General features: G+C 54.0%; 19 protein-coding genes. 1 reads left to right on the top strand and 18 read right to left on the bottom strand.

Annotated features, from left to right (window positions below):
- The 7 genes from JEM67_RS27430 to pstS all read right to left on the bottom strand — a co-directional run bounded on the left by JEM67_RS27430 (nt 1) and on the right by pstS (nt 6,356).
- The gene (locus JEM67_RS27430) at nt 1-714 is read right to left on the bottom strand and encodes an amino acid ABC transporter permease (RefSeq protein WP_004950513.1); all 714 of its coding nucleotides are present in this window, start codon (nt 712-714) and stop codon (nt 1-3) included.
- An 80-nt stretch (nt 715-794) separates the two neighbouring features.
- Nucleotides 795-1,634 carry an ABC transporter substrate-binding protein gene (locus JEM67_RS27425; RefSeq protein ID WP_004950512.1) on the bottom strand — a complete coding sequence of 280 codons (840 nt, stop codon included), beginning with the start codon at nt 1,632-1,634 and terminating at the stop codon, nt 795-797.
- A gap of 169 nt (nt 1,635-1,803) precedes the next feature.
- Nucleotides 1,804-2,538, bottom strand: coding sequence for a phosphate signaling complex protein PhoU (phoU, locus tag JEM67_RS27420; RefSeq protein WP_013815073.1), 735 nt, complete (start codon nt 2,536-2,538; stop codon nt 1,804-1,806).
- Between the two features lie 14 nt (nt 2,539-2,552).
- The gene (pstB, locus tag JEM67_RS27415; RefSeq protein WP_369982368.1) at nt 2,553-3,323 is read right to left on the bottom strand and encodes a phosphate ABC transporter ATP-binding protein PstB; all 771 of its coding nucleotides are present in this window, start codon (nt 3,321-3,323) and stop codon (nt 2,553-2,555) included.
- Nucleotides 3,324-3,377: 54 nt separating this feature from the next.
- Complete coding sequence (gene pstA / locus JEM67_RS27410) at nt 3,378-4,268, bottom strand: phosphate ABC transporter permease PstA (RefSeq protein ID WP_013815072.1); 891 nt, start codon at nt 4,266-4,268, stop codon at nt 3,378-3,380.
- A gap of 1 nt (nt 4,269) precedes the next feature.
- Nucleotides 4,270-5,226, bottom strand: coding sequence for a phosphate ABC transporter permease PstC (pstC, locus tag JEM67_RS27405; RefSeq protein ID WP_006321788.1), 957 nt, complete (start codon nt 5,224-5,226; stop codon nt 4,270-4,272).
- A gap of 89 nt (nt 5,227-5,315) precedes the next feature.
- Nucleotides 5,316-6,356: a phosphate ABC transporter substrate-binding protein PstS gene (pstS, locus tag JEM67_RS27400; RefSeq protein ID WP_004950502.1), complete on the bottom strand. Its 1,041-nt coding sequence runs from the start codon at nt 6,354-6,356 to the stop codon at nt 5,316-5,318.
- Nucleotides 6,357-6,573: 217 nt separating this feature from the next.
- Between pstS and JEM67_RS27395 the strand changes: the two genes are divergently transcribed.
- A complete protein-coding gene (locus JEM67_RS27395; protein ID WP_199636362.1) occupies nt 6,574-6,954 on the top strand; it encodes a hypothetical protein in 381 nt (126 codons plus the stop codon).
- Nucleotides 6,955-7,002: 48 nt separating this feature from the next.
- On the opposite strand, the gene glmS is transcribed toward JEM67_RS27395, so the two are convergent.
- The 11 genes from glmS to atpI all read right to left on the bottom strand — a co-directional run bounded on the left by glmS (nt 7,003) and on the right by atpI (nt 17,662).
- Complete coding sequence (gene glmS / locus JEM67_RS27390) at nt 7,003-8,832, bottom strand: glutamine--fructose-6-phosphate transaminase (isomerizing) (protein ID WP_006321790.1); 1,830 nt, start codon at nt 8,830-8,832, stop codon at nt 7,003-7,005.
- A gap of 284 nt (nt 8,833-9,116) precedes the next feature.
- On the bottom strand, nt 9,117-10,487 hold the full coding sequence (glmU, locus tag JEM67_RS27385) for a bifunctional UDP-N-acetylglucosamine diphosphorylase/glucosamine-1-phosphate N-acetyltransferase GlmU (RefSeq protein WP_199636361.1): 1,371 nt from the start codon (nt 10,485-10,487) through the stop codon (nt 9,117-9,119).
- Between the two features lie 296 nt (nt 10,488-10,783).
- On the bottom strand, nt 10,784-11,203 hold the full coding sequence (locus tag JEM67_RS27380; protein ID WP_004950490.1) for a F0F1 ATP synthase subunit epsilon: 420 nt from the start codon (nt 11,201-11,203) through the stop codon (nt 10,784-10,786).
- A gap of 20 nt (nt 11,204-11,223) precedes the next feature.
- Nucleotides 11,224-12,606: a F0F1 ATP synthase subunit beta gene (gene atpD / locus JEM67_RS27375; protein ID WP_012004485.1), complete on the bottom strand. Its 1,383-nt coding sequence runs from the start codon at nt 12,604-12,606 to the stop codon at nt 11,224-11,226.
- A 32-nt stretch (nt 12,607-12,638) separates the two neighbouring features.
- Complete coding sequence (gene atpG, locus JEM67_RS27370; RefSeq protein WP_013815069.1) at nt 12,639-13,502, bottom strand: F0F1 ATP synthase subunit gamma; 864 nt, start codon at nt 13,500-13,502, stop codon at nt 12,639-12,641.
- A gap of 59 nt (nt 13,503-13,561) precedes the next feature.
- The gene (atpA, locus tag JEM67_RS27365) at nt 13,562-15,103 is read right to left on the bottom strand and encodes a F0F1 ATP synthase subunit alpha (protein WP_006321797.1); all 1,542 of its coding nucleotides are present in this window, start codon (nt 15,101-15,103) and stop codon (nt 13,562-13,564) included.
- 12 nt (nt 15,104-15,115) lie between these two features.
- A complete protein-coding gene (gene atpH / locus JEM67_RS27360) occupies nt 15,116-15,649 on the bottom strand; it encodes a F0F1 ATP synthase subunit delta (protein WP_004950480.1) in 534 nt (177 codons plus the stop codon).
- Between the two features lie 14 nt (nt 15,650-15,663).
- Nucleotides 15,664-16,134 carry a F0F1 ATP synthase subunit B gene (gene atpF / locus JEM67_RS27355; RefSeq protein WP_004950476.1) on the bottom strand — a complete coding sequence of 157 codons (471 nt, stop codon included), beginning with the start codon at nt 16,132-16,134 and terminating at the stop codon, nt 15,664-15,666.
- A gap of 57 nt (nt 16,135-16,191) precedes the next feature.
- The gene (gene atpE, locus JEM67_RS27350; protein ID WP_004093904.1) at nt 16,192-16,431 is read right to left on the bottom strand and encodes a F0F1 ATP synthase subunit C; all 240 of its coding nucleotides are present in this window, start codon (nt 16,429-16,431) and stop codon (nt 16,192-16,194) included.
- Between the two features lie 49 nt (nt 16,432-16,480).
- Complete coding sequence (gene atpB / locus JEM67_RS27345; RefSeq protein ID WP_199636360.1) at nt 16,481-17,257, bottom strand: F0F1 ATP synthase subunit A; 777 nt, start codon at nt 17,255-17,257, stop codon at nt 16,481-16,483.
- Between the two features lie 21 nt (nt 17,258-17,278).
- Nucleotides 17,279-17,662 (bottom strand): F0F1 ATP synthase subunit I, encoded by a 384-nt coding sequence (atpI, locus tag JEM67_RS27340; protein ID WP_004950471.1) that lies wholly within the window; start codon nt 17,660-17,662, stop codon nt 17,279-17,281.
- Nucleotides 17,663-17,989: the final 327 nt, after the last annotated feature.

Raw genomic sequence — 17,989 nt, 5'->3', positions numbered from 1 at the left:
TTAGTGCCCTCCCAGGGGTTTACGTTGCTGTCGCCACATGCCCCAGCCTTCCAATAACGCAATGATGGCGATGTACAACACCGTCGCAACGCCGAACGCCTGGAAGGTACGCAGCGTTTCGGTTTCCACCTGACGCGAGGCGTAAGACAACTCGGCAACGCCGATCGCCATGGTCAGCGAAGAGTTTTTTATCACGTTCATGTATTGGCCCAACAACGGCGGAAAGGCAATTTTCAGCGCCTGCGGCAGCACCACGTAACGCATGGCCTGCCAGCCGGTAAGCCCCAGCGCATTGGCCGCGTATTTTTGCCCGCCTGCGACGCCACGGATACCTGAGCGGATCTCTTCGGCGATAAAGGCGGTGGAATACAGCGTCAGACCAAAGAAGCCGGCGAGAAATTCGAACGACGGCCAGGCGATTGGCCCGATTTGATGCGAAGTGTTCAGCCACTGCATGGCGGAGGAAGGCAGGATTTGCCCGGCAGCGAAATACCAGAAGAACAGCTGTACCAACAGCGGCGTATTGCGAAACAACGAACTGTAGCCCACCGCCAGCCAGCGCAGCGGGCGCAGGCTACTGTCACGCATCGCCGTCAGTATCAAGCCCAACAGCGTGGCCGCCAGGCTCGCGCAAGCGGAAAGCCACAGCGTCAGCAGGAAGCCATCCCATAACCAGCCCAGATACTGAGGCGCCAGCAGCCAGTCCAAATTCATGTTCAATCCTTGTTTTGCCAAATGCATCAGGGGCGCAGCAAGCTGCGCCCCCTCCGTTCAGATATCGGCACTCCAGATCGTCAGGCTTTTGGCTGTTGATCCAAAGGCGCGATCTTGAAATCGCCGCGCGGTTGGGCGGTTTTGGTTTCCGGGCCGAACCAGCGGTCATAGATCTTAACCGCTTCGCCGTCTTTTTCCAGCTTAATCAGCGTGTCGTTAATGCTGGCGGTCAGGCGATCTTCCCCTTTTGGAATGCCGACGCCCTGGTACTCTTTAGTGATGCTGAACGGTGAGATCTCAAAATCGGCTTTCTGCGCCGCCGGCAGGTTGCCGAGCAGGCCAACCAGCTTGGCGTCATCCTGAGTGATCGCCTGTACGTTACCGTTACGCAACGCCACAAAGGCCAGCGGAGTATCGTCGTAAGAGATCACTTTTGCGGTTGGGTAATGTTCACGCAGGGTGATTTCCTGCACCGTCCCTTTATCCGCGCCGATGCGCAGCTTTTTAATGTCTTCCGGGGTTTTCAGCACGCCTTTACGGGCGATAAATTTCTGGCCGGTAGCGAAATACGGCACGCTGAAATTCACTTCCTTGGCGCGCTCGTCGGTAATGGTGAAGTTGGCGGCGATCAAATCGACCTTCTTCGATACCAGCAAAGGAATGCGGTTAGCCGGGTTGGTAGCGCGCAGCTCAACCTTTACGCCCAACGCCTTGCCGATCGCGTCTGCAACATCAACGTCATAACCGACCAACTTTTTGCTTTGCGGATCGATATAGCCGAACGGCGGGTTGCTGTCGAACACCGCGATACGCACTACGCCGGCTTTCTTGATGTCGTCGAGTTTGTCCGCATGTGCGGCGCCGGTGGCAAGGCTGGTCAGGCTGGCTAACAGAGTTAAGGCCAAAGCGCGGTGTTTCATGAAAAGCTCCTAAGTGGGTGATGTCCTGCTGGCTGATAAGCTAGCAAGAGCGACTTAGGTCAGGAAATAATATAAAAAGCTATATTTATAACCTTTTTATCTTTGAGGGTTTTAAACAGCATAAAGGCGCAGTTTTCTGCGCCTTCCGGGGAGTAACTCGCGGGGAAAATTACTCTTTTTTCTCTTCTTTGCCGTCGGCAGACAACAATTTTTCCAGCGCATCGCCGCCAATGTGACGGAAATCCTGACCTTTCACGAAGTAGAAAATAAATTCGCAGATGTTCTGGCAACGGTCGCCGATACGCTCGATCGAACGGGCGCAGAACAGCGCAGTCAGCACGCTTGGAATAGTGCGGGTATCTTCCATCATATAGGTCATCAACTGACGGACGATGCCCTCATACTCCTGATCGACCTTCTTGTCTTCGCGGTAAATCCGGATAGCTTCATCCAGATCCATACGCGCAAAGGCATCCAGCACGTCATGCAGCATCTGCACGGTATGGCGGCCAAGCGACTCCAGGCTGACCAGCAACGGCTGATGCTGGTGCGAGAATTTCTCGAGCGCGGTGCGACAAATTTTATCCGCCACGTCGCCGATACGTTCCAGCTCGGAGATGGTCTTGATGATCGCCATCACCAGACGCAAATCGCTGGCGGTCGGCTGGCGCTTGGCAATGATGCGCACGCAGGCTTCGTCGATCGCCACTTCCATCATATTGACCTTGGCGTCACCTTCGATAACGCGTTTGGCCAGTTCACCGTCCTGATTATGCATCGCGGTGATGGCGTCGGTCAGTTGCTGTTCCACCAGCCCGCCCATGGTCAACACCTGGGTACGGATGTGCTCAAGTTCTGCGTTGAACTGGCCGGAAATGTGTTTATTTAAATTCAGGTTGTCCATTTGGGTTCCCGTAATCAACCGTAGCGGCCGGTGATGTAGTCTTCGGTCTGTTTTTTCTGTGGCGCGGTGAACAGGTTATCAGTATCACTGAACTCGATCAGTTCGCCCAGATACATAAATGCCGTGGAGTCAGAGCAACGCGCGGCCTGCTGCATGTTGTGGGTCACAATCACCACGGTGTAGTCAGACTTCAGTTCGCTGATCAGCTCTTCGATTTTGCCGGTGGAGATGGGATCCAGCGCCGAGCAAGGCTCATCCAGTAATAAAACGTCCGGGCGAATGGCGATGCCGCGTGCGATGCACAGGCGCTGTTGCTGGCCGCCGGACAGGCTGTAACCGCTCTGGTGCAGCTTGTCTTTGGTTTCGTTCCACAACGCCGCCTTGGTCAACGCCCACTGGACGCGCTCGTCCATGTCGGCACGCGACAGCTTTTCAAACAGGCGCACGCCGAAGGCGATATTGTCGTAAATCGACATCGGGAACGGCGTCGGTTTCTGGAACACCATGCCGACTTTGGCGCGCAGCAGGGCGATATCCGAGTTGTCGGTCAGAATGTTCTGCCCATCCAGCAGGATGCCGCCTTCAGCACGCTGCTCGGGGTACAGCTGGTACATCTTGTTGAAAGTACGCAGCAGAGTGGATTTGCCACAGCCGGACGGACCGATAAACGCGGTGACCTTGTTCTTGGCAATATCCAGCGTGATGTTTTTCAGCGCATGGAATTTGCCATAGTAGAAGTTCAGATCGCGTACCTGAATTTTGCTGCTGGAAGCGTCAGTAACCATACTCATCAAGACTTCTCTCTTTTCATCAGCGCCGCCACGGCAGCGCTCAAAATTTTATGAATGCTTCTGCTTGGCGAAAACCACACGCGCCAGGATATTCAGTAACAGTACACACAGGGTAATCAACAGCACCCCGGCCCAGGCCAACTGTTGCCATTCGGCGAACGGGCTCATGGCGAATTTGAAAATGGTGACCGGCAGGTTGGCTATCGGCTGCATCAGGTCGGTGCTCCAGAACTGATTCGACAACGACGTAAACAGCAGCGGTGCGGTTTCCCCGGCGATACGCGCAATGGCCAGCAACACGCCGGTGATAATGCCGGAGATCGAGGCTTTCAGCGTGATGGCAGAAATCATGCGCCATTTCGGCGTACCCAGCGCGTAAGCCGCCTCACGCAGCGTATCCGGCACCAGCTTCAACATGTTCTCAGTGGTACGGATAACGATAGGTACCTGCAACAAAGCCAGCGCGATGATCCCGGCCCAGCCGGAGAAGTGCTCCATTTTCGCCACCACAATGGTGTAGACGAACAGGCCCACGACTATCGATGGCGCCGACAGCAAAATATCGTTAATAAAGCGGATGACTTCCGCCAACCAGGATTTACGACCGTACTCCGCCAGGTAAATGCCGGCCATGATGCCCAGCGGCGTACCGAACACGGTAGCCCACAGGATCAACAAGCCGCTACCGGCGATGGCGTTCGCCAGGCCACCGCCTGCGGTGTTCGGCGGCGGCGTCATTTCGGTGAACAACGCCAGCGACATGCCGTCGATGCCTTTGGTCACGGTGGAGAACAGGATCCACACCAGCCAGAACAGGCCGAATACCATGGTCGCCATCGACAAGAACAGCGCCAGCCGGTTCTTCTGGCGGCGCCAGGCCTGCATTTTGCGGCGGCTTTCTAACAACGCCACGTCGTTTTGCATTTCCATAGTCGCCACGTTAGCGCCCCTCTTTCTTGGCCAGACGCATGATCATCAACTTCGACAACGCCAGGACGATAAAGGTGATAACAAACAGAATCAGGCCCAGTTCCATCAGCGCGGCGGTATGCACTCCCGATTCCGCTTCGGCGAATTCGTTGGCCAGCGCAGAGGTAATGCTGTTACCCGGCATATACAGTGAAGCACTGTCGAGCTGGTAGGTGTTACCGATAATGAAGGTCACCGCCATGGTTTCCCCCAACGCGCGGCCCAGTCCCAGCATCACGCCGCCAATCACGCCATTCTTGGTAAACGGCAGCACGATACGCCACATCACCTCCCAGGTGGTGCAGCCGATGCCATAGGCGGACTCTTTCATCATCACCGGAGTCTGTTCGAACACGTCGCGCATGACGGCGGCGATATAAGGAATAATCATGATCGCCAGGATCACCCCGGCAGCAAGAATACCGATACCGAACGCCGGGCCGGAGAACAGCTCGCCGACAATCGGAATGCCGGACAACACGTCGCCAACCGGAGTCTGGAAATATTCGGCAAACAGCGGCGCGAACACGAACAGGCCCCACATGCCGTAAACGATACTCGGGATTGCCGCCAGCAGCTCAATAGCGATGCCCAGTGGGCGTCTCAACCAGTTTGGCGCCAGCTCGGTCAGGAACAGCGCGATACCGAAACTCACGGGTACGGCAATAATCAGGGCAATCAACGATGTGACGACGGTACCGTAAATCGGAACCAGCGCACCGAACTGCTCGGCAGGCGCGTCCCATTCTTTGGTCCACAGGAAAGAGAAGCCGAATTTCTGCATGCTCGGCCAGGAGGCGAAAATCAGCGAAACAATAATGCCGCCCAGCAACAATAGGGTAATCAGCGCCGCCAGTTTGACCAGCGCGCTGAAGATGACATCACCATTTTTACTCGGTGCTTTAATGGTCGGCTTGTACTCAGCCATAGATCACTCTCTGTTTTAACCCTGGCGAGCTCAATGGGTGAGCCCTGCAAAATAGGCTGGAGCGCGGTGAACCCGCGCCCCTGCGTTCTTTAGTACAGTGCTTTACCGGAACTGTCTTTTACGTTGGTTTTCCATGCTGCACGCACCTGCTCAACCACTTCGTTAGGCAGAGAGGCGTAATCCAGATCGTTGGCCTGCTTGGCGCCGGTTTTGTACGCCCAGTCAAAGAACTTCAGCACTTCTGCGCCCTGAGCCGGGTTTTTCTGCTCTTTGTGCACCAGGATGAAGGTGGTGGAAGTGATTGGCCACGCACCATCGCCTTTCTGGTTAGTCAGGTCCTGAGCGAAAGTTTTGCTCCAGTCCACGCCTTTAGCGGCGGCGCTGAAGCTCTCTTCGGTTGGGCTGACCGGCTTGCCGTCGGCAGAAATCAGCTTGGTGTAAGCCAGGTTGTTTTGCTTGGCGTAAGCGTATTCAACGTAGCCGATAGAGCCTGGCAGACGCTGTACGAACGCGGCAATGCCGTCGTTGCCTTTGCCGCCCAGACCGGTTGGCCAGTTAACGGTAGAGCCTGCGCCGATTTTCTCTTTCCATTGCGCGTTGGCTTTAGACAGGTAGCTGGTGAACACGAAAGAGGTGCCTGAACCGTCAGCGCGACGTACCACGGCGATATTCTGATCCGGCAGCTTGACGCCCGGGTTCAGCTTGGTGATTGCCGGGTCATTCCATTTCTTCACGTTGCCCAGGTAGATATCACCCAGCGTTTTGCCGTCCAGAGTCAATTCACCGGATTTGATGCCCGGGATGTTAACGGCCAGCACTACGCCGCCGATCACGGTAGGGAACTGGAACAGGCCATCTGCCGCCAGTTTGTCGTCAGACAACGGGGCATCAGAAGCACCAAAGTCAACGGTGTTGGCGATGATTTGCTTCACGCCGCCAGAGGAGCCGATCCCCTGATAGTTAACTTTGTTGCCGGTTTCTTTCTGATAAGAATCTGCCCACTTGGCATACACCGGAGCGGGGAATGTCGCACCTGCACCGGTCAGGCTGGCAGCAGCGAACGCGGACACGGCGGTCAGGGAGAAAGTCGCTGCCACAATACTGGCGACGGTGGTACGCATCAGTTTCATAATCCCTCCTAATGGGATATTCAAAAATCGACTTCAAGTCGTTTTCATCAGAGTAAGTATTGCTGCAGGAGGGAAAATAGGACAGTTTGGTGACAGTAAAATGTACGAAATATGACAGTTATATTACACGGAACCAAGAGTACAATTAACACCTTGATTAGGCTATTATTTCACCTGAAACATTCTGTTATATCTTGCCCAAGCAAAGGGACTGCATATGAAAAAAATACTTATATTGTCAACGGTTAGCCTTTGTTTGCTGGCTATGGCCAACGCCACGGCGGCGGATGGATTACAGCGCAGCAAGCAATCGAGCGGCAGTACCGATAAGATCCTTCTTTGGAGCCATTACGACCAAGGCTACATTATTTCCAATTATGAGCTTGGAGATTTAGACGGCTTCAAAGAGCAATTAAGGCTTCAGGAACAGACCATCAAGAAACTGCAAGACAAGCTGAGCGATATGGAAAGCGAGAACCGAAATCAAAACAGCGAAATAGACAATCTGAAACGTAAGTTACAAGGGCAAGACAATGCCCAAAGCGAAATCAGCGATCTGAAACGCTCGGTACAAGACCTGAATAACAAGATTAAATGATAAAAAAGCCGGCGCTCAGGCCGGCTTTTCAAACATAACAGCAGCTGATTACTCTACCGTGACGGACTTCGCCAGGTTACGCGGCTGGTCAACGTCGGTGCCTTTGATCAGCGCCACATGATAGGACAGCAGCTGCAACGGCACGGTGTAGAAGATTGGCGCCACGATTTCTTCCACGTGCGGTAATGGAATGATGGTCATGCCTTCGCTGCTGACGAAACCGGCATCCTGATCGGCGAACACGTACAGCTGGCCGCCGCGTGCGCGCACTTCTTCGATGTTGGATTTCAGTTTTTCCAGCAGTTCGTTGTTCGGCGCCACCACGATGACCGGCATATCTGCGTCGATCAACGCCAGCGGGCCATGTTTCAGCTCACCTGCCGCATAGGCTTCCGCATGAATGTAAGAGATCTCTTTCAGCTTCAGTGCGCCTTCCATGGCGATCGGGTACTGATCGCCACGGCCAAGGAACAGCGCGTGATGCTTGTCGGAGAAACCTTCCGCCAGCGCTTCAATGTTTTTGTCCAGCGACAGCATCTGTTCGATACGCGCCGGCAACGCCTGCAGAGCATGCACGATTTCATGCTCAACGCTTTCCGCCATGCCTTTCAGACGACCCAAACGCGCCACCAGCATCAACAACACCGCAAGCTGGGTGGTGAAGGCTTTGGTAGAGGCTACGCCGATTTCAGTGCCGGCTTTGGTCATCAGCGCCAGATCGGACTCACGCACCAGCGAAGAACCGGCCACGTTACACACCGCCAGGGAACCGAGATAACCCAACTCTTTAGACAGACGCAACGCCGCCAGGGTATCGGCGGTTTCACCGGACTGCGACAACGTGATGATCAGGCTGCCCGGGCGCACCGCAGATTTGCGGTAGCGGAATTCAGAAGCGATTTCGACGTCGCACGGCACGCCGGCCAACGCTTCAAACCAGTAACGCGCCACCATACCGGAGTGATAGGAGGTGCCGCAGGCGATGATTTGCACATGTTGCACCTTCGCCAGCAATTCATCGGCGCGCGGACCCAGCTCACTCAGATTAATTTGACCGTGGCTGAAACGCCCTTCCAGGGTGTTTTTCAGCGCCAGCGGCTGTTCGTAGATCTCTTTTTGCATGTAGTGACGGTAAGCACCTTTGTCACCGGCGTCATACTGCACTTTGGATTCGATCTCAGGGCGCTCGATGGCGTTCCCCTGTTTGTCGAAAATGCTGACGGTGCGGCGGGTCACTTCCACCACGTCGCCTTCTTCCAGGAAGATAAAGCGGCGGGTTACCGGCAGCAGAGCCAGCTGATCGGAAGCGATAAAGTTTTCGCCCACGCCGCGGCCGATAACCAACGGGCTACCGGAACGCGCAGCCACCAGCACGCTAGGATCGCGGCTGTCCATGACCACGGTGCCGTAAGCGCCGCGTAATTGTGGGATCACGCGCTGCACCACTTCCAGCAGCGTACCGCCCTGGCGCTGTTCCCAATGCACCAGGTGTGCAATCACCTCGGTGTCGGTCTCAGAGCTGAAGTGATAACCGCGCTCGATCAGCAATTCACGCAGCGGTTCGTGGTTTTCGATGATGCCGTTATGCACTACGGTGATGTAATCAGAAACATGCGGGTGCGCGTTCGCTTCGGTAGGTTCACCGTGCGTTGCCCAGCGGGTGTGAGCAATACCGGTGCCACCGTGCAGTTCGTGTTGTTCTGCGGCTTCGGTCAGTTTATGGACTTTGCCTACACGGCGTAAACGGCTTACGTTGCCTTCGGCATCAACCACCGCCAGACCGGCGGAGTCGTAACCGCGGTACTCGAGACGGCGTAACCCTTCCAACAGAATTTCTGCAATATCACGTTGCGCTACTGCGCCTACAATTCCACACATCAGTTGTATTCCTAATTAAACGCCTTTCGGGGCGCTTTCGATGTCTTGACCTGATTTTGCCGGTTTTTACCGTGCGTCCCCGAGCCTGTAGATGGTGGGGATTATTATATTTTGTATTGGGCTCATCTTCGGAGCCCAATACAAAATATAATTTTTTAACTACCGCCCAATAGATTTCGGGTTGCAGCCAGGCGGCAAGTGCCAGAATCCCCAGGAGCTTACTCAAGTAAGTGACTGGAGTTCTGGCATGAAGCCAACAACGCTGCGGCTCGAAAGATGAAGGGCTATCTCTTTTTAACCGGGCGCTGCCAACCCTGGATATGCACCTGCTTGACGCGGCTCAGCACCAGCTCGTTTTCAGCGATATCACGGGTGACCGTGGTACCCGCAGCAATGGTGGAACCTTTGCCAACGGAAACCGGCGCCACCAGTTGGGTGTCGGAACCGACAAACACGCCGTCGCCAATAACGGTTTTATGCTTATTGGCACCATCATAGTTACAGGTAATGGTACCGGCACCGATATTCACATCATCGCCAATTTCAGCATCGCCCAGGTAGCTCAGATGGCCCGCTTTGGAACCTTTGCCCAGACGCGCTTTTTTTATCTCCACGAAATTGCCGACGTGAGCACCTTCCGCCAACTCTGCGCCCGGGCGTAAACGGGCAAATGGCCCCACGGTACAAGCAGATTCCAGCACTGCATCTTCCAACACACTGTAGGGGCTGATTTCGCAGTCATCACCGATCACGCAGTTTTTCAGTACGCAGCCGGCACCGATCTTCACCCGGTCCCCCAGCTTTACCGACCCTTCGATAATGACATTAGCATCAATAGAGATATCGCGGCCGTGCACAAGTTCCCCGCGCAGGTCAAAACGTGCCGGATCCAGCAGCATTACGCCGGCCAGCAGCAATTTTTCAGATTGTTCTGCCTGATAGATACGCTCAAGCCGCGACAGCTGCAGGCGGTTATTCACGCCTTCCACTTCGCTCAAGCGTGACGGGTGCACCGCTTCAATTTTCTTACCGTCGGCATGGGCCAGCGCAATGATATCCGTGATGTAGAATTCACCCTGCGCATTGTCGTTGTTCAACATCCCCAACCAGCGCTTAAGATCGCGCCCATTAGCGGCCAAAATGCCGGTATTGATTTCAGTAATCTGGCGCTGGGCTTCGCTGGCATCCTTGTGCTCAACGATACCCACCACATCGTCGTTCTCACGCACGATGCGACCGTAACCGCTTGGATCAGCCAGCTTCACCGTCAGCAGGCCAATGCCGCCCTGCGGCTTCGCCGCCAACAGGCGCGTGAGCGTATCGACGGAGATCAACGGCACGTCGCCGTACAGCATCAGCACGTCTTCATCATCGGCAAAATGCGGCGCAGCCTGCTGCATGGCATGGCCGGTACCCAGTTGCTCGGCCTGCAACACCCAGTTCAACGCTTCATCGGTCAGGGTACTTTTCAGCAAGTCACCGCCGTGGCCATACACCAGATGGACGTTTTTCGCGCCCAGTTTCATCGCGGCATCAATGACGTGCTGCACCATAGGCTTGCCGGCCAACGGATGTAACACCTTGGGAAGATCGGAATACATGCGTGTTCCCTTGCCCGCGGCGAGGATCACCACACTCATTGCGCTGTTCGACATAAGCAACCTGATAACTCCATTTTGATGGACGAAAGTAGAACCCTTTGGTGACGATATTACTACATATTTTTCTGCACGAACCCGGCATAAGCCATGTGGCACTAGGCGTTCCGCAGCTCAGGCTGACATCCCGTTATCCTGGGTATAACTGTCGGCAATCGGAGACATTTTTAGCCTGTGCCGGGTGTTATACATCACAACGCCCACCGGGTAGAAATGCTTATTTTAAAGCAAAAAAAAAGCGACCCTATAGGCCGCTTTCTTAATTTTAGCTGCGTTATGCACACGCCAAAATATTACATCGATCTTCTGGTAAGCTCGATAACGCGCAGTTTCGCGATCGCTTTCGCCAGTTCTGCAGATGCCTGAGCATAGTCGACATCGCCATGAGAGCTGCTGATATGCTCTTCAGCTTTACGCTTAGCTTCCAGCGCTCTCGCTTCGTCGAGGTCCGTTCCACGGATAGCAGTGTCAGCCAGCACGGTTACCACGCTCGGTTGTACCTCAAGGATACCACCGGACAGGTAGATGAACTCTTCTTCACCGTGTTGTTTAACAATACGCACCATGCCAGGCTTGATGGCAGTCAGCAGCGGCGCATGGCCAGGGAAAATCCCCAGTTCGCCTTCGCTACCTGTCACCTGGATCTTTTGCACCAGGCCGGAAAACATATGTTTTTCCGCGCTGACTACATCCAGATGGTAAGTCATAGCCATATCACCCTCCTCTCAAGACGTTACAGTTTCTTGGCTTTTTCCACTGCTTCTTCAATGGTGCCAACCATGTAGAACGCTTGTTCAGGCAGGTGGTCATAGTCGCCGTCCATAATGCCTTTGAAACCACGAATGGTGTCTTTCAGCGATACGAACTTGCCCGGAGAACCGGTAAAGACTTCTGCCACGAAGAACGGCTGAGACAGGAAGCGTTGGATTTTACGCGCACGGGATACGACCAGTTTGTCTTCTTCTGACAGCTCGTCCATACCCAGAATTGCGATGATATCTTTCAGTTCCTGGTAACGTTGCAGAATGGACTGCACGCCACGCGCTACATCGTAGTGCTCCTGGCCAACTACCAGCGGATCCAACTGACGGCTGGTGGAATCCAGCGGGTCAACGGCCGGGTAGATACCCAGAGAAGCGATATTACGGCTCAGTACCACGGTTGCGTCCAAGTGGGCAAAGGTGGTGGCTGGTGACGGGTCAGTCAAGTCATCCGCAGGAACGTAAACGGCCTGTACGGAGGTGATAGAACCGGTCTTGGTAGAGGTGATACGTTCTTGCAGAACGCCCATCTCTTCCGCCAGCGTTGGCTGATAACCTACCGCAGATGGCATACGGCCCAGAAGTGCGGACACTTCGGTACCGGCCAGGGTATAACGGTAGATGTTATCAACGAACAGCAGAACGTCGCGGCCTTCGTCACGGAATTTCTCCGCCATGGTCAGACCGGTCAGAGCAACGCGCAGACGGTTACCCGGTGGCTCGTTCATCTGGCCGTAAACCAGGGATACTTTGTCCAGTACGTTGGAGTCGTTCATTTCGTGGTAGAAGTCGTTACCCTCACGAGTACGCTCACCCACGCCCGCAAACACGGAATAACCGGAGTGTTCGATCGCGATGTTACGGATCAACTCCATCATGTTTACGGTTTTACCCACGCCCGCACCGCCGAACAGACCCACTTTACCGCCCTTAGCGAACGGACAGATCAGGTCCATAACCTTGATACCGGTTTCCAGCAGATCCTGGGAGTTGGCCAAATCTTCGTAGCTTGGCGCTGGACGGTGAATTGCCCAACGTTCTTCTTCGCCGATGTCGCCTTTCATGTCGATTGGTTCACCCAATACGTTCATGATACGGCCCAGGGTAGCTTTACCTACCGGTACTTCAATCGGGTGGTCCAGGTCAGTCACTTTCAGACCGCGACGCAGACCATCAGAGGTCCCCATCGCGATACAGCGAACCACGCCACCGCCCAGCTGTTGCTGAACTTCCAGCACCAGCTTATTGGCACCGTTTTCTACCTCAAGAGCGTTGTACACTTTCGGTACGGCATCCTGAGGGAACTCGACGTCCACTACGGCGCCGATTACCTGGATAATCTTTCCAGTAGCCATCTTGAATCCTCTACGTAATTCGTAAACCTAGCTTAAACCGCGGAGGCTCCCGAAACGATTTCGGTGAGTTCCTGAGTGATGCTGGCCTGACGAGCCTTGTTGTATACCAACTGCAGCTCTTTGATCAGGCTACCGCCGTTATCGGTTGCGGCTTTCATCGCTACCATTCGTGCGGCCTGCTCGCTGGCCAGGTTTTCCACGACGCCCTGATAAACTTGCGATTCCACATAGCGGCGCAGCAAGGTATCAAGCAGCACTTTTGGATCGGGTTCATACAGGTAATCCCAGGACGTTTTCTTCAGCTCACCGTCATCGGAAGGCGGTAACGGCAGCAGCTGAACGATCTGTGGTTCCTGGGACATCGTATTGACAAATTTGTTGCTGACAATGTACAGCTTGTCCAAACGACCTTCGTCGTAGGCTTGCAGCATCACTTTCACCGGCCCGATCAGATCCGACAGGGAAGGTTTATCCCCCATGCCGGTCACCTGGGCAACCACGTTGCCGCCCACGGAACCAAAGAAAGAAGCCGCTTTAGAGCCAATCAGCGCCAAGTCAACTTCGACGCCTTTTTCGGACCAGCCTTTCATCTCTGACAACAGCCGCTTGAACAGGTTGATGTTCAAGCCACCACAGAGACCACGGTCAGTAGACACCACCAGATACCCGACGCGCTTAACGTCACGCTCATCCAGGTACGGGTGCTTATATTCCAGATTACCTAACGCAAGGTGACCAATCACTTTGCGCATGGTCTCTGCATAAGGACGGCTGGCCGCCATGCGTTCCTGCGATTTACGCATTTTGGAGGCGGCGACCATTTCCATCGCTTTAGTGATCTTTTGCGTGTTTTGCACGCTCGCGATCTTACTACGTATCTCTTTTGCGCCGGCCATCTCTGCTTCTCCTCATTACCAGACGGCCTGCTGTCTTTCAACAGCAGGACCGTTAGGCGTTACCAGGACTGGGTTTTCTTGAAGGTCTCGAGGATAGCTTTCAGCTTGCCCTCAATCTCATCGTTGAAATTGCCAGTTTGGTTGATGTGGTTCAGCAACTCGGCATGCTCGCGGTCTGCGTAAGCAACCAGCGCGGCTTCGAAGCTCACGACTTTCGCGACTTCAACGTCGTTCAGGTAGCCACGTTCTGCGGCAAACAGCACCAGAGACTGTTGTGCGACGGACATCGGCGCATACTGTTTCTGTTTCAGCAGCTCGGTCACTTTCTGACCGTGGCTCAGCTGTTTGCGGGTCGCATCATCCAGATCGGAAGCGAACTGAGAGAACGCAGCCAGTTCACGATACTGTGCCAGCGCGGTACGAATACCACCGGACAGTTTTTTCATGATCTTGGTTTGCGCTGCACCGCCCACACGGGATACAGAGATACCCGGGTTAACTGCCGGACGAATACCGGAGTTAAACAGGTTGGATTCCAGGAAGATCTGACCATCGGTAATCGAGATTACGTTGGTCGGAACGAACGCGGAAACGTCACCTGCCTGGGTTTCAATGATCGGCAGAGCGGTCAGTGAACCGGTTTGGCCTTTGACTTCACCTTTGGTGAAGGCTTCAACGTAGTCGGCGTTTACACGCGCAGCACGCTCCAGCAAACGGGAGTGGAGGTAGAATACGTCGCCTGGGTAAGCTTCACGACCTGGTGGACGACGAAGCAGCAGGGAGATCTGACGATAAGCGACGGCCTGTTTGGACAGGTCATCGTAAACAATCAGTGCATCTTCACCGCGGTCACGGAAGTATTCACCCATCGCACAACCGGCATAGGGTGCCAGGTATTGCAGTGCAGCGGATTCAGACGCGGTAGCAACCACAACGATGGTGTTTGCCAATGCGCCGTGCTCTTCCAGTTTGCGCACCACGTTAGCGATGGTGGACGCTTTCTGGCCGATAGCCACGTAAACACATTTGATGCCGGAGTCGCGTTGGTTGATGATCGCATCGATGGCCAGAGCGGTTTTACCGGTCTGACGGTCACCGATCACCAGCTCACGCTGGCCACGGCCGATTGGGATCATCGCATCAACAGATTTGTAGCCAGTTTGAACCGGCTGATCTACGGATTGACGCTCGATAACACCAGGGGCGATAGCTTCAACCGGGGAGAAACCGTCGTTATCAACCGGGCCTTTACCGTCGATAGGTGCGCCCAAGGTGTTAACTACACGGCCCAGTAGGCCACGGCCAACCGGAACTTCCAGAATACGGCCGGTACATTTTACCTTCATGCCTTCGGCCAGATCCGCGTACGGACCCATAACCACGGCACCCACGGAGTCGCGCTCCAGGTTCAATGCGATAGCGTAACGGTTGCCTGGCAGCGCGATCATTTCGCCCTGCATAACTTCGGCCAAACCGTGAACGCGGATGATCCCGTCACTGACGGAAACAATGGTACCTTCATTGTGAGCTTCGCTCACCACATTGAACTGAGCAATGCGCTGCTTGATCAGTTCGCTGATTTCGGTGGAATTCAGTTGCATGCTCCAGTCCCCTTAAGACTGCAAGACGTCTGTCAGGCGTTCAAGACGACCGCGAACGCTGCCATCAATCACCATATCACCGGCGCGGATAATCACGCCAGCCAGAACAGACTTGTCAATTTTGCAATTCAGCTTAACTTTGCGTGACAGACGTTTTTCCATCGCAGCGGCAATTTTAGCCTGCTGTTCGTCGTTAAGTACGCTCGCAGAGAGCACTTCGACTTCGACGGTGGATTCCAGCAAAGCGCGCAGTTCGATGAACTGCTGCAGCACCGCAGGAAGAACCAGTAAACGTCCATTTTCGGCCATTACACGGATAAAGTTCTGGCCATGTTCGTCGAGCTGCTCGCCACAAACAGCGATGAACGTTTTGGACAGCGTCTCCGGCGCGACAGCACCAGACAGCAGTTCAGAAATTTGTTCATTGCGAGTGGCAACAGCGGCAAACGCCAGCATATCCTGCCAGCGCTCTACGCTTTGGTGCTCAACGGCAAAGTCAAAAGCTGCTTTGGCGTAGGGGCGAGCTACAGTTACAAATTCAGACATCAGCCCCTCCCTCCTTACAGTTCAGCGACCAGTTTATCAACGATGTCGCTGTTAGCAGCTTCATCCACGGAACGTTCGATGATCTTCTCGGCACCGGCAATTGCCAGCATCGCGACTTGCTTACGCAACTCTTCACGAGCGCGCTTACGTTCGGCTTCGATCTCAGCCTGAGCCTGCGCCACGATTTTGTTACGTTCCTGCTCGGCTTCGGCTTTCGCTTCATCCATGATCTGAGCTTTGCGTTTGTTTGCTTGCTCGATGATCACCTGAGCTTCTGCTTTAGCAGTTTTCAGCTGGTCGGTCGCATTGGCTTGCGCTAAGTCCAAATCTTTTTTGGCACGCTCTGCAGAAGCGAGACCGTCAGCAATTTCTCCCTGACGCTTCTCGATGGCAGCCATAATCGGCGGCCATACATACTTCATGCAGAACCAGACAAACAGAACGAACGCGATGGCCTGGCCGAGGATTGTTGCGTTAAGATTCACAGCACAATGCCTCTTTAAAAGTTAATAGTGTGGTTTCAGTGTAGAGAAATTCTCTACTTACGCGACAGCAAACATCACGTACAGACCCAGACCAACAGCGATCATCGGGATGGCGTCAACCAGACCCATAACGATAAAGAACTGTGTACGCAGCAGAGGAATCAGGTCAGGCTGACGTGCAGCGCCTTCCAAGAATTTACCACCCAGGATGCCGATACCGATCGCAGCACCGATTGCCGCTAAACCCATCATCACAGCGGCAGCCATGTACAGCAGATCCATACTCAGGTTTTCCATGACAGTCTCCAGTTTGTTTCAGTTTAAAAGTGCAAGTGTTTTAAGAAAATCAGTGCTCTTCAGATGCCATCGACAGATAGACAATCGTCAGAACCATGAAAATAAAGGCTTGAAGCGTAATGATCAGGATGTGGAAGATAGCCCAAGGCAAGCTCAGGATCCACTGTGACCACCACGGCAACAGGCCGGCAATCAGGATGAAGATCAACTCACCCGCATACATGTTGCCGAACAGTCGCAGGCCCAGTGAAACAGGCTTGGACAGCAGGCTGACACCTTCAAGAATCAGGTTGATAGGAATGAATACAGGGTGGTTGAACGGCTGCATGGTTAACTCTTTAACGAACCCGCCAACGCCTTTCATTTTGATGCTGTAGAACAAAATCAGGATAAATACGCCCAACGCCATCGACAAGGTCACGTTGACGTCCGCGGTAGGCACGACGCGCAGCGCAGGCAGACCGAGATGAGTCCCGATGTACGGCAGGAAGTCTACCGGAATCAGGTCCATCATGTTCATCAGGAACACCCAGACAAACACCGTCAGCGCCAGCGGAGCAATCACCTTGCTCTTGCCGTGGTACATATCTTTGACGCTGCTGTCGACAAAGCCAACGACCAGTTCTACTGCGGTTTGCAGTTTACCCGGCACGCCGCTGGTGGCATTTTTGGCAACCTTGCGGAAAACCACCAGGAACAGAACCCCGAGGACAACGGAGAAAAACATCGAGTCGAGGTTAATCGACCAAAAACCAGTCCCGACCTGAAGCTGCGTCAGGTGGTGACCGATATACTCCTGTGGACTGTTGTATCCCTCTGCAGACATGATGCCTCTACCCTTATTTAGTTAATTTCGGTAACTGTTAATCACGGCGGGTGCCACAATTTGCACCACTAACACCGCTAAATAGGTCAGGCCAAGCGGTATAAATTCCGCCTTGAACACCCCAAGCGCCACGATCAGCAAAACGATGGTGATCACGACCTTTAGCCCCTCGCCTATGGCGAACGACCAGGCAACCCGACCGGGCGCCGGCGTCTGCGCCTGATGGCGCAAGGCAAACAGCATAAACATTGCACTCGGCAACCAGGCGGCGAGACCACCTGCCAATGCCGAAGCGCTCCATTCCAGGCTTTTCAGCAAGAAAACAGCGCTGATCAGAACAAAAGTCATTAACTGCAGGAACAGCAGTTTGCGTGCTACTTTTCCGCTGTAAAGGGACACAGACATGACGTTTGTTCTCTCCGTACCCCAGAGGGGGTATGCTGAGTGACGTATAAAACTGTCTTTGCCGTCCTGAGTCAAGCAGCAAAAAACGAGCAAATTATACGGGGCATACCAACGAATTCAATCGATAAGTAGCGAAAAGGTGAACAATTATTTAAATTCCTCCATTTCAGGCCATTTTCACAAGAAAACGGTCGGAATAATAGGGCTAATTTAATTGTCTGATTATTCCAGCATTGCACCGAGAAACGTGGAGCCGCTCACAATAATGCTTCGTTCAGATTTATAGCTCATCGTAACGCAAACAGTCTTTAGCTAATTGGGCGATCA

The organism is Serratia sp. PAMC26656 (assembly GCF_016469055.2).
Taxonomy (GTDB): Bacteria; Pseudomonadota; Gammaproteobacteria; order Enterobacterales; family Enterobacteriaceae; genus Serratia; species Serratia plymuthica.
Note: the sequence above shows the minus strand (reverse complement) of the source record. Positions and strands in the feature narration are given on the sequence as shown.

Excerpts from the sequence above, each read along its gene's own strand:
- JEM67_RS27380 (WP_004950490.1), bottom strand. The coding sequence starts at position 11,203 with ATGGCTATGACTTACCATCTGGATGTAGTCAGCGCGGAAAAACATATG.
- phoU (WP_013815073.1), bottom strand. The coding sequence starts at position 2,538 with ATGGACAACCTGAATTTAAATAAACACATTTCCGGCCAGTTCAACGCA.
- atpE (WP_004093904.1), bottom strand. The coding sequence starts at position 16,431 with ATGGAAAACCTGAGTATGGATCTGCTGTACATGGCTGCCGCTGTGATG.
- atpD (WP_012004485.1), bottom strand. The coding sequence starts at position 12,606 with ATGGCTACTGGAAAGATTATCCAGGTAATCGGCGCCGTAGTGGACGTC.
- JEM67_RS27430 (WP_004950513.1), bottom strand. The coding sequence starts at position 714 with ATGAATTTGGACTGGCTGCTGGCGCCTCAGTATCTGGGCTGGTTATGG.
- pstB (WP_369982368.1), bottom strand. The coding sequence starts at position 3,323 with ATGGTTACTGACGCTTCCAGCAGCAAAATTCAGGTACGCGATCTGAAC.
- pstS (WP_004950502.1), bottom strand. The coding sequence starts at position 6,356 with ATGAAACTGATGCGTACCACCGTCGCCAGTATTGTGGCAGCGACTTTC.
- atpH (WP_004950480.1), bottom strand. The coding sequence starts at position 15,649 with ATGTCTGAATTTGTAACTGTAGCTCGCCCCTACGCCAAAGCAGCTTTT.
- atpG (WP_013815069.1), bottom strand. The coding sequence starts at position 13,502 with ATGGCCGGCGCAAAAGAGATACGTAGTAAGATCGCGAGCGTGCAAAAC.
- JEM67_RS27395 (WP_199636362.1), top strand. The coding sequence starts at position 6,574 with ATGAAAAAAATACTTATATTGTCAACGGTTAGCCTTTGTTTGCTGGCT.
- JEM67_RS27425 (WP_004950512.1), bottom strand. The coding sequence starts at position 1,634 with ATGAAACACCGCGCTTTGGCCTTAACTCTGTTAGCCAGCCTGACCAGC.
- glmU (WP_199636361.1), bottom strand. The coding sequence starts at position 10,487 with ATGTCGAACAGCGCAATGAGTGTGGTGATCCTCGCCGCGGGCAAGGGA.
- glmS (WP_006321790.1), bottom strand. The coding sequence starts at position 8,832 with ATGTGTGGAATTGTAGGCGCAGTAGCGCAACGTGATATTGCAGAAATT.
- atpB (WP_199636360.1), bottom strand. The coding sequence starts at position 17,257 with ATGTCTGCAGAGGGATACAACAGTCCACAGGAGTATATCGGTCACCAC.
- atpA (WP_006321797.1), bottom strand. The coding sequence starts at position 15,103 with ATGCAACTGAATTCCACCGAAATCAGCGAACTGATCAAGCAGCGCATT.
- atpI (WP_004950471.1), bottom strand. The coding sequence starts at position 17,662 with ATGTCTGTGTCCCTTTACAGCGGAAAAGTAGCACGCAAACTGCTGTTC.
- pstC (WP_006321788.1), bottom strand. The coding sequence starts at position 5,226 with ATGGCTGAGTACAAGCCGACCATTAAAGCACCGAGTAAAAATGGTGAT.